The sequence below is a fragment of the Pontibacter deserti genome, from assembly GCF_023630255.1.
In the GTDB taxonomy this organism is placed as follows: Bacteria; Bacteroidota; Bacteroidia; order Cytophagales; family Hymenobacteraceae; genus Pontibacter; species Pontibacter deserti.
In genome coordinates this window covers 2,320,750-2,333,239 of record NZ_JALPRS010000001.1, presented here as the reverse complement: position 1 = coordinate 2,333,239, position 12,490 = coordinate 2,320,750, and the positions used below count along the sequence as shown (strand labels likewise).

Genomic DNA, 12,490 nt, shown 5'->3' with positions numbered 1-12,490 from the left:
GCTGGCGGTCTCACAAAGAACGGAGATAAAAAGATAATAATTGCACTTCGCATGAAAAAATCACAAAAAATATTTTGTAATGAGGAGTTTGGGATAGGTATATAAATTTTTAATTTACTGATTTTGTGTGTGTTGTGTATAAATATAGTAAATTCAATTTTGTTACAAAGAATTTTAAAAATCCTATCAATATATAACTTTACCTATTTATTGGCTTTGGGTTAATTTAATTAAGACTTGCACTTTGGGCTATAGTTAACAGCTCATCACCGGAATCGATGTCGTGGCGGAGCTGCTCTTTAAAGCTTACTTTTACCCGTATAGCACGAAGCCCCTGCACACCCTGCATTTCTTCCACTTCCAGCATTTCAACTTCCTCTTCAATGTATCCCTCCGACTGCAGAAACTCAATGTAGCGTAAATATTCAGCAGCCTCTTTTTGCTGGGTATAAACAATGGCTATTTTACCAGGTTGTGTCAATCGCTCATCCGTATCACGCACTGTAGCTTTATCCAATCGTTTTTTAATGATCTCGTACCGGATGTTGCTGGCTCCTTCAACATCAAACTTTCTCTCATCCAGCCTGAATCTGATAGAGATAGGGTCGCTATGCACAAGTATAAGCTGTGCGATCTCGAGTGGTAGCTTTAAAGCGGCACGCAGATTCTGAATACGACGGGCAATTTCGCAGGTAAGCATCAGCTGCCACAGGCGCATATTCTTTAAGTAAATACGCTCAAAATTGCCACCATTTAACAACGAGGCGCCAATGTAGATATTATACTCCAGCCCGTCGGTTTTATACTTCTCAAAATAGTGTGGAAATATAGTCTGTGCCTTTTCTTCTTCCCGATCCAGAAATGTTGAAATAGTCTCGTTGATCATGTAAAGACTTTCTTCGTAGGCACGGCGCTTGTTATACACCACATTATACGGGTTAGCAATGGCTTCTTTATACCTTATAATAGCTGGTTCAGTCACCGGGTTGTTCTTCAGGAAATAATTAAATAAGCTCTCTACTTCCGTCCTCAGAAAGTCCAGCACCTGGGCTTCGTCATCTGATCCAAGCTCAGAAACTATATTTTGTGAGAACTTATCAATTTTAAAGATCAGCTCATCCAGAATAGTGAGCGGCAGGTTATCTTTAGCAGCAAGTATAACCTCTTTGGCCAGTACCAGTTGTTCCAATAAATCGCCTTGTATTGCCTTGTTACGCTCTGTAGCTGAGCTTCGCACATCCGATACGCCATAAAGCGGGTAGATGTCCCTGAACACGATCGGCTCTATTTCTGCAGTTGAGTTGAGCTCCATCTTCTCCAGGAAGTTGATGGCAGCCTGGGTAAACCGCCACTCTACTATAGGATGTATGGCTGTATACTTTTCTTTGATGATGTTCTGAATACTGTTGCGCAGTTCTTCCAGCCCACGGTGCATGCCTAAGGCAAAAAGTGGCAATACATCTTTCAGACGTATCATGGATAAGGCATTTAACTCGCCGGGGATGTGTGATGCTACTTCCAATAAACCGATTATTCTGCCTTCGTACTGCAGCGGCGCAATTATAAGGTTACGGATGCCTTTATCCAGTAAAAGTTTTTCGATTTTAGATGGAGTTGAAGACAGCTTCAGGTCTTCTACTATAATGGTATGCCCATACTTTATAACCGGTTCATAAATAGTGCCGCGCAGGTCTTCCATTTGCAGGTCGCAATCCTGTGTCAGCACAAGGCCGTGCCAGATTTTGCGGGCATACGTGGTATTAAATTCCTGCATGGCAGGGCAGGAGGCCAGCCCTAACTTTATACCTGGCAAGCCAAACAGTACCCGCAGCTTTTGTTGTAAAGTGCGGAAACTCTCGGCAGAATTAATAGAGCTTTGTTCCAGCAGGTCGTAACGCAGGGCAGAAATGGTTTCTTCCATGGTTACATCTGTAAAATCATAGATAGCAAACCCTGTAAATTCGAAGTTTTCAGGCGGCAGTTTCTGCATCCAGAGGTCCAGGTTGTTGTACCGGTTTATCAGGAAATTTATTTCCTGAGGCTTCAGTTTCTTTAGTTCACCTTTCAGTCTTACATCCATAAACTTAAGGTCTGTGCTCAATTTATAATGGCGCTCTAACTGCGTGAATTTATCTTTTATAGTAAAGATCAGAGGCTGATCTACCTGGAAATTCGCTTTATAAAATTTCTCTAAAATGATAGTATAGGCAGAAAGCGTAAGTCTGAAAAGAAGCGTTTTAGGATCTAAATTAAGCTTTTCGGTATAGTTGCCGCCATTAAGCAGTTGGAGTTCTTCCAGACGTGGAGTAGCATAAAAGCTATCAAAATGGAATGGAAGCGCTGTTGCACGCAAATCGCTTTCCCAGAGAGCACTCGGAAAAATATCTTCCATTAAGATATCTATGGTTTTAATGTGCTGCTCAATAAGAGCAGCGTCGTCAACAGGTTGCAGCAGGGCAGGTGCTTGTCTTAATAATGCTGTCAGTTCCTGCACACGCGATATATTACAGCTTGTATCTGTAATAACTTTCTTCTCCCAATAAGCAATGAGTGGAGAAAAACTGAGTGAAGTCTTGAATGGAAACTTATCCGCACTCAGAATAATCTCATCTTTGTTGGTAATAGAAACAACGGTTTCATGGAAACTGCTTCTTGAGTTGCTCATAGAGGTTATATGGTTTATAAGGGCTTGGTAGCAGTATTTTAAATGTAAACAGGCATAGTTACTTATAGTTTTAGTTCATTAAACGTAATCTTTTAGTAAAGGATAGTACAATTACTGTTATGCAGGCGTTGGGTGTTTCTAGAAGTTGTTATGCTATTTTTTCTCGCGAAATATATAATTGGCATAATATTTACAGATGATCTGCTGTTATAAAAACAGTCTATACTTTGTAAAAATGAGAACTATCAAAAAATACCTACTGGCAGTTGTATTTACAGGAACTATACTTGGCACGCAGGCACAAACCAAATCGCAGTTGGAGCAGGACCTGACAGATCTGCGTACGTGGATGCGTAAAAAGTCGGCACAGGCAGATAGTGTGACACGTGCCGAATGGCCGGTTATAAAGCAGGAATTTAAAGCACTTACTTCGGGATTGGATAAAAACAGTGAGAAGCTATCAGAGGAGTCGAAAGAAGAGTATAGCCAGTTAAAAGGCAAGTATAACGAATGGGAAGAGCGTAATGAAATAAGGGAAGAGGTAGACCTGAATGGCCCTGAATTGGAACGCTGGGAAAACCTGATGACAGGAACAAACCGCATTGCAAGTATAAAACCTGCTGCCCTGCGCGATGCTTACATACAGTTAACTGATTATACCCGGGCAAATCGCCGCCGATGGAACCTGCGTGATTGGGAATATGCAGAGTTTGTTTTTGGAGAGCTCAATACCCGTAAAGCTGAAGTACTGGATAAGCTAAATAACAGCGATAAAATAAAAATAGCGGCACTACAGGTAGAGTTTGCTACGTTAAAGAAAAGCAGGGAAGCCCAGGAGAAGTATAACGAAATGCGGGACAACCGCTAACCTAAACCTCTTGTAAAACAAAATCCCCGCTAGCCTTAAATGCTAACGGGGATTTTGTTTTAGATAGCGTTTTGTCCTTTTGTGCCACCTGATTGGTCCTGCTTACTGCTTCGTCCCTGCTCCGGACTTTTGTCTTTCTGCTTGTTCTTTAAATGTCTGTTCTCATCCGTGTGTGCATTGGTAGGTGTTTGCCCACTCTGTTTGTGATGGCTTTGGTTGTGTCCCTTTGTCATAGCATTAAGTAATTGGTAAAATATTATGTACGCTCTATGGCTGAAAGCGGTTAATGCTACAGGTTTTTTATGCTCAAAAATATTGTGTTTATTATACAATAAATCAGCTATATTGTGCAACTGTGATCTAAGCAAAATGACTTAATTTTGTCTTCAGCTTTTACCAAATTTTAGTTTTATATGCACATTGCGATCGTCGGTAACATTGGCGCCGGCAAAACTACCCTGGCCACTAAACTATCTCAGCATTTTAAATGGGATTTGTACCTGGAGGCAGTTGAGAATAACCCTTACCTGAAGGATTTTTATGAGGATATGGAGCGTTGGGCTTTTCATTTGCAGGTGTTTTTTCTGAACAGCCGTTTTGGGCAGGTGCAGGAAATACAAAAGACAGATCGCAGCGTAATACAGGACCGCACTATTTACGAAGATGCTCACATCTTTGCTAAAAACCTCCACCAGTCAGGTCTGATGAGCACCCGTGACTACGAAAATTACTTTTCGCTGTTTCAGTCTATGATCAGTATGGTAAAGGCCCCGGATCTGATGATCTACCTGAAAGCTGATCTGCCAAAACTGATCGGGCAGATAGAAAAGCGTAACCGTGACTACGAGAGCAGCATCAGCATTAACTACCTGCGTAACCTGAACGACCATTATAACGAGTGGATGGCAAACTATAAACAGGGCAAACTGTTGGTGATTGACGTAAACAACATGGACTTTGTAGCTAACCCGGAAGACTTGGGAGCTATCATAGAAAAGATTCAGGCAGAGCTGTTTGGTCTGTTTTAAGTATAAGATAATACATAAACCTTCAAAGCCGCTACTTTCTGACAATAGAGAGCAGCGGCTTTACTTTTTAATGAAATTTATCATTTTTAGATTATTATATATAACCATATAAATATATATTGCGTAATATAGTTATATATATTATATAAAAAATGATAAAAAAGATAGCCCTTCTAAGCATTGGCCTAGGCGCCACGTTGCTTATGTCCTCTTGTTCTAAGGATTCAGAAGAAGTAAGCCCTTCTGGCCTTAGTAGTTCATCTACTGATGCAGCAAAAGCTGCAGTTACAGAAATCATTAACCCGCTCACTATCTCAGATCTGAGCACCACGGACGGTAAAACCTGGATGTTTACTGTTCAGAAAACCGGAGATGGTAATATATCTAACATTGGCTCACTGATGCTTGCCTTAACAGATTGTAACGACGCTGCCATTCCGTTAACAGCTGCGAATGTTACTTATGCGTCTGTTGCCGGAACAAGTATGCAGGTTTTAACACCATCGTTTAAAGAAGGGAACGGAAGTGCCTGTGACATGTCAGGTGTAACCGGTTACCTTCGGCTATCGGATTTTGCTGAAAAGATAACGAATGGTTCCGTTTATACTTTCCGAGTTACTCTAAGCGAGGCTGTAAGCGTTAAAACCGCCAACATCCGGGCCAGAATCAGTAACAACTGCTACCCGGTAACAGTAGACGGACCTGGTTGTGAACTGGACCTGTGCGGAGAAGGACAGGGTTTCTTCCACAAATCAGAGCACTGGCCGGTAAGTGAAATAATGATTGGCGGCCATACTTACACTGCGGCCGAAGCGGTTACACTTATCACCAGCGATAAAAAAGAAGGCGGTGTTGATAACAAAGGTGGCATCGCTGACTCTAAAGCTGCATTTGCTCAGGGTGTAACAGTACTGCTAAACAGAGAACTTGGCTGGATATCTGAAGAGGCTTACGCTGCAGAACTGGCAACTATTGAGACTTACTTAAGCAGTTTAAATAAACTCACTACATATGCTATTGATAACCTGCCAACAGGTAATGCAGCTGCAAAAGCGGCAGCAGGTGCAATCGGTGATTCTATAGTTTGTGAAGAAACAGAGTAATAGTTAATTTAATATTCTGGAAAGAGGAGGTGAAGCAGCGTTGTTTCACCTCCTCTTTTTTAGAAGTATAGCTAACTATAAAATACTGCTTTTTAAGAGGTACATTCAGTTAGAAGCTTTTACATACAACTTAGCTGATTTTCAGAAAGACTTAAATTTTGTTACCTTCAGACTTGAACCAAATAAACTATGATGAAACCATATAATTTATTGTTTGCCTCAGCTTTAGCTGTTGCCACTGTTGGCTGCACCAGCAAAACTAGCGAAGATAATACAACCACCACCGAAACTACCGCCACTACGCAACCAAGCGACAGCCTGCAGCAGAAACTGGATATGTATACCAGCTTTAAGCTTACTGCCGATATGAGCAAACTAACCGCGAAAGAGCGCCAGATGATTCCGTTGCTGATAGAGGCCGGTAAAATTATGGATAAGCTGTTCTGGTACGAAGCCTACGGCAAAAGCGACTCGTTACTGGCCGCCCTAGATAATGAGGCGGCCAAACAATTCGTGAAAATAAACTATGGCCCCTGGGACAGGCTCAATAATAATGCGCCATTTATACCTGGTGTAGGACCTAAACCGGCTGGTTCAAACTTTTACCCTGCCGACATGACTAAGGAGGAGTTTGAGAAAGCTAACCTGAAGGATAAAAAGAGTCTTTATACTTTTGTGCGTCGTGATGCCAGCGGTAAACTGATTACAGTGCCTTACCATGTGCAGTTCAAGGATGATGTGAAACGTGCATCGGATCTGTTGAAACAGGCAGCTGCGCTGGCTGATGATGCCGGACTTAAAAAATACCTGACTCTCCGTGCCGATGCTTTGTTAACGGATAACTACCAGCCAAGCGACCTTGCCTGGATGGACATGAAGAACAACACTATTGATGTGGTGATCGGTCCGATTGAGACTTACGAAGATGCCCTGTTTGGCTATAAAGCTGCACACGAGGCCTATGTGTTGATAAAAGACCAGGAGTGGAGCAAGCGATTAGCTAAGTATGCGGCCTTTTTACCGGAGCTGCAGCGTGCCTTACCAGTAGCAGCCAACTATAAAAAAGAAACCCCGGGTACCGACTCCGACCTGAATGCTTACGATGTGGTGTTTTATGGCGGCGACAGCAACGCCGGTAGCAAAACTATTGCTATTAACCTGCCAAACGATGAAGAAGTGCAGCTGAAACGCGGTACACGTCGCCTGCAGTTAAAGAACGCTATGCGTGCCAAGTTCGATAAGATTCTGGTACCGATTGCCGATGAACTGATTGCAGATGATCAGCAGAAACATATAACCTTCGACGCCTTTTTTGCCAACATTATGTTCCATGAAGTGGCTCACGGCTTAGGTATAAAGAACACTGTTAACGGTAAAGGAACAGTACGTGAAGCCTTAAAAGAACATGCCTCTGCCCTGGAAGAAGGAAAAGCGGATATACTTGGCTTATACATGATCACGCAGTTACACGAGAAGGGTGAAGTAGAAGGTAGCCTGGAAGATTATTATACTACTTTCCTGGCAGGTATTTTCCGCTCGGTTCGTTTTGGTGCATCCAGCGCACACGGTAAGGCAAACATGGTACGCTTTAACTTCTTTAAAGAAAACGGCGCTTTTGAGCGCGACGAAGCAACAGGCAAATACAGAGTGAATTATGCGAAGATGCGCGACGCCATGAATAAACTATCAGAGAAGATACTGACGCTGCAGGGCAACGGCGATTATGCTGGCGTTGGTAAATTATTAGATGAGCAAGGCCTGGTAGATGCTAACCTGCAAGCCGATCTTGACCGCCTGAGCAAGGCTAATATACCGGTTGATGTGGTATTTGAGCAGGGCGTGGATGTACTTGGCCTGAAATAAAAACTATAGCTGATGAATATCCTGAACTGGAAACAGAAAAGTTGGGGCAGCCGTGCGTATGAAACACATGCGGACGGCCTGCCTATGGGCAACCTTACCTTTGGAAACTGGTTTAGTTATGATGCTGCTTATGCATCGGCAAAAGGTAAACTCATATTTATATCAAAAGGCTGGTTCGATCAGGATACGGAAGTTCTGTTTAACGGCGAGAAAGTAGCAGTTGCCCATACGTCTTTGTTTGGTAATACACAGATACAACTCAGCAACGGAGATAACTATAACTACGAGACAAAATCCCTTTCAAGGGATGTTGCGATAAAGGATAAGACAGGTAGAGCCTTAGTTAAATTTGAGCAGCCTGCTTTAAGTCTCGGAAAAGGAACTGTTATAGTTGCCGATGATCTGGATGAATTAACAGCTGAAATGCTAATAAGTACAGGCTTATACCTAAAGGTAATAGCTGAAAGTAAGATAACTATACTTGTTGTTCTCTTGATGCCTTTAATTGTCCGGATGTTTGATTAAAATTTATACTATAATAAAGAAAGGCCCGATATAAAAGTCGGGCCTTTTCTTTTTGGCCCTTTGTTCTTGGGTGGTTCTGAAAAAGTAATTTAACCTATTGGATTAAATTTAGTGGCTGAACGTCAGTTAGATATAAAATAGATGATATAAGTTTTTTAAAAACTGGCACAGCAGTTGAAATAAGGCAGATGTCGGCCGCTACGGAAGTATAAAAATTGGACTGGATGCGGCTGGATTATTCTCAAAAATGAAAATGTTATGAAAAATGCTAAAACGTTTATCGCTTATTTGTTAGTGGCAGTTTTCCTATTAGGTTCTATAGCTGCCAGTGCACAAACAACTACTAAAAAGCCCATTAGCCGCACTGTAAAAGGTGGTGTAATTGGCGCAGTGGTAGGTGGTGTTGCCGGTGGCTTCATCGGTAAGAAAAAAGACAAGACCGCTAAAGGTGCTATAATTGGTGCTGCCGTAGGTGGCGCAGCTGGCGCCCTGATCGGACGCTATATGGACAAACAGGCTGAAGAGCTGCAGCGCGAACTGGCAAATGCTAAAGTAGAGCGCGTAGGCGAAGGTATCAAAATTACGTTTGATTCCGGACTCCTGTTCGATACCAACTCAGACCAGTTGAGCTACGCATCACAAGCTAATATTGCTGACCTAGCTAAAACGCTGAATAAGTATAAAGACACAAACGTGATGGTGGAAGGACATACCGATGCCCGTGGAACGGCTGCTTATAACCAGAACTTATCGGAGCGCAGAGCAAATTCTGTTTACCAGCAGATTACAGCTAACGGGGTAACCTCAAGCCGCATTACAACACAGGGCTTTGGTGAATCTATGCCGGTGGCCAGCAACGCATCAGCTAATGGCATGCAGAAGAACCGCCGTGTAGAAGTTGCCATCTTTGCGAACGAGAAACTGAAAAGAGCTGCCGAAAAAGGCCAGATCTAACATCAGTTAAAGTATAAACTTTCAGAGCCGGCTCTACCAAAATGGTAGGGCCGGCTCTTTTTTATAACTATAAAAAGGAAGGATTGCAATTGGTAACAATTTAAGTAATATATAGAAAACAAATTCTTGAACATTAAAGTATGAATGCTTTCAATTACTTATAAATCAATTATTTAAACTCTAATTTAGAAAATGAAGAGCTTTTATGACTTTAACACCGACAGCCCGGAAGAACGCTCTGAAAGGAACAGGCTGTATCCTGAACTTGCCAAGTTTCACATCGCCCTGAGAGAGGAGCTAAGTGAGGAAGAGTACCAGCAATTCTACAAAGCGGAGAAAGAGATTTCTCAGAAACTCATGCACCAGAAACAAAACACAACTAACAGATGGATTACAGTTTAACACACACAATATGTATCAACTAAAAAGGTAAGTCGCTTTAAGTAACTTACCTTTTTTTATACCTATAGTTTTTCAGGCTCTGGCTGAAATTCCAGGATATCACCTGGTTGGCAGTTTAGCACAATGCAAATAGCCTCGAGCGTAGAAAAGCGAATGGCTCTGGCTTTGCCTGTTTTAAGTATAGAAAGGTTTGCCAGCGTTAGGTCCACCCGCTCCGAAAGTTCAGACAACGACATCTTCCTGCGGGCCATCATTACGTCTAGGTTTACAACTATGGGCATTATATAGTTAGTTGCTCGGCTTCGTACAGTTTATTTCCTTCTTTAAAAATCTCGGCAAGTATAAAAGCGCCCAGCGCAAAGGCAAGCGGTATCGCTCCTACAGAGAAACTCATGCGCGTATGGTTACTCACTTCAAACCATTTAATGCAGCCAAGTAAAGCTAGTGCCACGCAATAGATACCGATTTTCCGGAAGGCCTGGCTGTTATCACCTCTGAAAGTTTCAAGTGCCTTTACAGACCGGATAATCCTGGTGACCTGGTTCACGATCAGTATTAAGATGATAAAATGCCCCACTGTCTGGAGAAAATGAAAGTAAAAAGAGATGTTGCTTATCTGAGAGAGTGCTGCTCCAGTGTCTGCTATTGAGATGCTATCTTCCGGTCCGGTAATGGTATCATTGTTTTTAAATATATACCTAACCTCGTTCGAACTATCTATGGTTAGAAGCACATTTTTGTAGGTTTCGGGGGATATATGCCAGTGCACCAGCACCCCGGACATTGCCGCAATCAGGAGTACAAAAAAAACTTTTGCAATATTGCTTATAACTAAAGCGAGGGTAAGCAGGCGGTTCTTTTCCATTGTGTTGTTATTTTTTATTAAAAATAACAACTACAACTATAAAAACAATAAATATTTATTGAATTTCGATAAAACTATAGTTGTTGAAGTATAAGCTGAGCACCTTCTTCACCAACCAACGAGCCAATAGCCACACCCATGCCGCCCATACGTACGGCACAACTTACTCTCTCAGAAACAGGCTGCACGATAGTTGTTTTAGCCGGGCCCATTCCCATAATACCGCTCCAGCGTTGCTCCACTTCAAAAGCCGTATCTGGAAGTATAACTTGTTGCAGCAGTTCCTCCAGCCTGTGTTGTACCAAGTCAGTCAGCGCCATCTCAGTGGTCTCCTCGGCCTTAAAATCAAGGTTGCGGCCACCGCCGAAAAGTACCCGCTGCCCGATGTTACGGAAGTAGTAATACCCTTTGTCGTAATGAAAGGTACCTTTCAGTTTTAAGCCAGGAATAGGTTTGGTGATGAGCACCTGCGCACGCGCCGGAACCACCTGTAGTTGCGGCAGTAATTGCCTTGCAAAACCATTAGTAGCTACCAATGCAGCACGGGCTTTTAACAGAATGCCTTTATCTGTTGTGGCAGTTATACCTGTGCCTTCGTCGTGCAGCTGCTGAATTTCCAGGTTATTAAGTATGATCACACCTAAAGCCTGTACTTTCTGCGTTAGCGCCAGAATCATTTTGCCAGTATCGATCTGGCCTTCGGCTGTACTTTCTATCAGGTGGCTGATGCCTCTGAACCCAAAGGTGTTGATCTTCTCGTCGGCTATGCGGTAAATATCAGACTCTCCAACTATAGTTTGCAGGTGCTTGTTAAGGTAGGGCAGCTGACTTATACTTTGCTCGTATAGTTCACGCTGGCTTTGGTCAAATAATTCGTAGCCGCCCCAACGGTTATAGTCTATAGTTACATCTCCCAGGTTCCGGCGCAGGCGTTGCAAACCTTTCCAGCGGCGCTCTACAAGCCCGAATACTTCATTTTCGCTGTGGTGGGTAAGGTCATCTAAAAGCTCGGTAGGACTGCCGAAACAGGCAAACCCGGCATTTTTGGAGCTGGCACCTGTGGGCAACAAACCTCTTTCAACAACTATAACCTTAAGAGTTGGCTGTGTTGTTTTCAGGTGCAAAGCAGCATTCAGGCCAACTATACCACTACCCACTATCAGTACATCAATGTTACTGAAATACGTATTCTGTTCCCAGAAACTGAACTGCATGTTTAGTCTTCGCGGTAATATGGGTGGTTATAGTTGCGGGCTTCACTTTCCTCAATCAGTTCGTAGGAGGTAAGCATAATTTCACGCTCGCCGTTGTTCATGCCTTTTACAAACTGGCCATTCGGGGTCTCATAAATAGCATAGTTGTGCTTACCAAACGGGTATAGGTTGTTGCTTCTGATGATGGTAGCCTGTGTAAGCTCTACTTCGGGGCCGTTTATAGTTTTAGCAATGTATTTGTTCTTGTCTGTCATGAGGTACAATCTCCGATTAAATCGTCTAAGATAGCACTTATCTCTTTAGCATGGCTCAAAACCATTAAATGACCGGCGTTTTTTATCTTTATAATATTCGGATGCTCCCGGATCGGTAAGATATGGTCAGCAGTGCCGTGTATCATTGTTACATGCTCGTAATGGTCAGGTTGGTGCCACAGCAGCAGCTGCCCGATAGCCCAGCGCAGAAAAACCGGATCAGTTTCAAGTATCACCTCTTTCAGGGTGGATTTCTCGTGATAGCTGGAAGCTCCAAAAAGTATAGGCGCAATAAAATGAAAGCGCTTCATAAGCGATACGGGTATAATATCGTGTAGCCGGAGCCAACCCATGAGGTGATAGTACCAGGGTAACGATTTGCTGCTGGCCATACTGGAAATCAGGATGGTTTCTTTTGCCTCGATGATCTTGGCCAGTTCAATGGCTATAACCCCTCCAAACGACATACCGATCAGGATAGGGTGCGGATGATGGATCTGGGGCAACAGGCGTTTGGCATACTCATGTAGCGGCTCATCAGGCTTAGGTGGAATCCAGCGGACATGTTCGATGTGCTTGCACTTAATATGCAGGTGATGGAACATGCGCTCATCTGCCCCCAAACCGCTTACAAAGTATACAGTGCTCATATTGTGACAGGTAATTCAGGAAACTATACAATAAAATAGCCAGAATTACGGCTTTGTATAGTTTGCCTGAGTTTATAAGTATAAACAGCCTGAAGAAGC

Annotated in this window: 14 protein-coding genes; 7 read left to right on the top strand and 7 right to left on the bottom strand. The window is 42.9% G+C overall.

What is annotated here, in order from left to right; genetic code table 11:
- Window positions 1-226: 226 nt before the first annotated feature.
- Window positions 227-2,665, bottom strand: a complete 2,439-nt coding sequence (locus tag MJ612_RS10260; protein WP_187033384.1) for a GAF domain-containing protein — start codon at window positions 2,663-2,665, stop codon at window positions 227-229.
- A 235-nt stretch (window positions 2,666-2,900) separates the two neighbouring features.
- Between MJ612_RS10260 and MJ612_RS10255 the strand changes: the two genes are divergently transcribed.
- Window positions 2,901-3,533 (top strand): hypothetical protein, encoded by a 633-nt coding sequence (locus MJ612_RS10255; RefSeq protein ID WP_187033383.1) that lies wholly within the window; start codon window positions 2,901-2,903, stop codon window positions 3,531-3,533.
- A gap of 59 nt (window positions 3,534-3,592) precedes the next feature.
- Here MJ612_RS10255 and MJ612_RS10250 read toward each other — a convergent pair whose 3' ends face one another.
- On the bottom strand, window positions 3,593-3,766 hold the full coding sequence (locus MJ612_RS10250) for a hypothetical protein (RefSeq protein ID WP_187033382.1): 174 nt from the start codon (window positions 3,764-3,766) through the stop codon (window positions 3,593-3,595).
- 180 nt (window positions 3,767-3,946) lie between these two features.
- Here MJ612_RS10250 and MJ612_RS10245 point away from each other — a divergent pair, with 180 nt between their 5' ends.
- From MJ612_RS10245 to MJ612_RS10220, 6 genes are all read left to right on the top strand, one after another.
- Window positions 3,947-4,561, top strand: coding sequence for a deoxynucleoside kinase (locus MJ612_RS10245; protein ID WP_187033381.1), 615 nt, complete (start codon window positions 3,947-3,949; stop codon window positions 4,559-4,561).
- A 152-nt stretch (window positions 4,562-4,713) separates the two neighbouring features.
- The gene (locus tag MJ612_RS10240; protein ID WP_187033380.1) at window positions 4,714-5,664 is read left to right on the top strand and encodes a hypothetical protein; all 951 of its coding nucleotides are present in this window, start codon (window positions 4,714-4,716) and stop codon (window positions 5,662-5,664) included.
- A 189-nt stretch (window positions 5,665-5,853) separates the two neighbouring features.
- Window positions 5,854-7,527 (top strand): dipeptidyl-peptidase 3 family protein, encoded by a 1,674-nt coding sequence (locus MJ612_RS10235; protein ID WP_411267897.1) that lies wholly within the window; start codon window positions 5,854-5,856, stop codon window positions 7,525-7,527.
- A 12-nt stretch (window positions 7,528-7,539) separates the two neighbouring features.
- A complete protein-coding gene (locus MJ612_RS10230) occupies window positions 7,540-8,052 on the top strand; it encodes a hypothetical protein (protein WP_187033379.1) in 513 nt (170 codons plus the stop codon).
- 258 nt (window positions 8,053-8,310) lie between these two features.
- Window positions 8,311-9,006 (top strand): OmpA family protein, encoded by a 696-nt coding sequence (locus MJ612_RS10225; protein WP_187033378.1) that lies wholly within the window; start codon window positions 8,311-8,313, stop codon window positions 9,004-9,006.
- A gap of 192 nt (window positions 9,007-9,198) precedes the next feature.
- Window positions 9,199-9,408, top strand: coding sequence for a hypothetical protein (locus MJ612_RS10220; RefSeq protein ID WP_187033377.1), 210 nt, complete (start codon window positions 9,199-9,201; stop codon window positions 9,406-9,408).
- A gap of 62 nt (window positions 9,409-9,470) precedes the next feature.
- Here the strand turns inward: MJ612_RS10220 and MJ612_RS10215 are convergent, their stop codons facing one another.
- The 5 genes from MJ612_RS10215 to MJ612_RS10195 form a co-directional block, all read right to left on the bottom strand.
- Complete coding sequence (locus tag MJ612_RS10215; RefSeq protein ID WP_187033376.1) at window positions 9,471-9,689, bottom strand: helix-turn-helix domain-containing protein; 219 nt, start codon at window positions 9,687-9,689, stop codon at window positions 9,471-9,473.
- Window positions 9,689-10,273 carry a DUF2975 domain-containing protein gene (locus MJ612_RS10210; protein ID WP_187033375.1) on the bottom strand — a complete coding sequence of 195 codons (585 nt, stop codon included), beginning with the start codon at window positions 10,271-10,273 and terminating at the stop codon, window positions 9,689-9,691. The genes MJ612_RS10215 and MJ612_RS10210 overlap by 1 nt, the downstream gene beginning before the upstream one ends.
- A 74-nt stretch (window positions 10,274-10,347) precedes the next feature.
- The gene (locus MJ612_RS10205) at window positions 10,348-11,487 is read right to left on the bottom strand and encodes an NAD(P)/FAD-dependent oxidoreductase (RefSeq protein ID WP_187033374.1); all 1,140 of its coding nucleotides are present in this window, start codon (window positions 11,485-11,487) and stop codon (window positions 10,348-10,350) included.
- Between the two features lie 2 nt (window positions 11,488-11,489).
- The gene (locus MJ612_RS10200; RefSeq protein WP_187033373.1) at window positions 11,490-11,741 is read right to left on the bottom strand and encodes a hypothetical protein; all 252 of its coding nucleotides are present in this window, start codon (window positions 11,739-11,741) and stop codon (window positions 11,490-11,492) included.
- Entirely contained in the window at window positions 11,738-12,391 is a 654-nt protein-coding gene (locus MJ612_RS10195; RefSeq protein WP_187033372.1) for an alpha/beta fold hydrolase, read from the bottom strand. The genes MJ612_RS10200 and MJ612_RS10195 overlap by 4 nt, the downstream gene beginning before the upstream one ends.
- Between the last annotated feature and the right edge of the window lie 99 nt (window positions 12,392-12,490).

What these genes read in the sequence shown, in the direction of transcription:
- MJ612_RS10245 (WP_187033381.1), top strand. Translation starts at nt 3,947, where the DNA reads ATGCACATTGCGATCGTCGGTAACATTGGCGCCGGCAAAACTACCCTG.
- MJ612_RS10200 (WP_187033373.1), bottom strand. Translation starts at nt 11,741, where the DNA reads ATGACAGACAAGAACAAATACATTGCTAAAACTATAAACGGCCCCGAA.
- MJ612_RS10230 (WP_187033379.1), top strand. Translation starts at nt 7,540, where the DNA reads ATGAATATCCTGAACTGGAAACAGAAAAGTTGGGGCAGCCGTGCGTAT.
- MJ612_RS10220 (WP_187033377.1), top strand. Translation starts at nt 9,199, where the DNA reads ATGAAGAGCTTTTATGACTTTAACACCGACAGCCCGGAAGAACGCTCT.
- MJ612_RS10255 (WP_187033383.1), top strand. Translation starts at nt 2,901, where the DNA reads ATGAGAACTATCAAAAAATACCTACTGGCAGTTGTATTTACAGGAACT.
- MJ612_RS10260 (WP_187033384.1), bottom strand. Translation starts at nt 2,665, where the DNA reads ATGAGCAACTCAAGAAGCAGTTTCCATGAAACCGTTGTTTCTATTACC.
- MJ612_RS10250 (WP_187033382.1), bottom strand. Translation starts at nt 3,766, where the DNA reads ATGACAAAGGGACACAACCAAAGCCATCACAAACAGAGTGGGCAAACA.
- MJ612_RS10235 (WP_411267897.1), top strand. Translation starts at nt 5,854, where the DNA reads ATGATGAAACCATATAATTTATTGTTTGCCTCAGCTTTAGCTGTTGCC.
- MJ612_RS10205 (WP_187033374.1), bottom strand. Translation starts at nt 11,487, where the DNA reads ATGCAGTTCAGTTTCTGGGAACAGAATACGTATTTCAGTAACATTGAT.
- MJ612_RS10195 (WP_187033372.1), bottom strand. Translation starts at nt 12,391, where the DNA reads ATGAGCACTGTATACTTTGTAAGCGGTTTGGGGGCAGATGAGCGCATG.
- MJ612_RS10240 (WP_187033380.1), top strand. Translation starts at nt 4,714, where the DNA reads ATGATAAAAAAGATAGCCCTTCTAAGCATTGGCCTAGGCGCCACGTTG.
- MJ612_RS10210 (WP_187033375.1), bottom strand. Translation starts at nt 10,273, where the DNA reads ATGGAAAAGAACCGCCTGCTTACCCTCGCTTTAGTTATAAGCAATATT.
- MJ612_RS10215 (WP_187033376.1), bottom strand. Translation starts at nt 9,689, where the DNA reads ATGCCCATAGTTGTAAACCTAGACGTAATGATGGCCCGCAGGAAGATG.
- MJ612_RS10225 (WP_187033378.1), top strand. Translation starts at nt 8,311, where the DNA reads ATGAAAAATGCTAAAACGTTTATCGCTTATTTGTTAGTGGCAGTTTTC.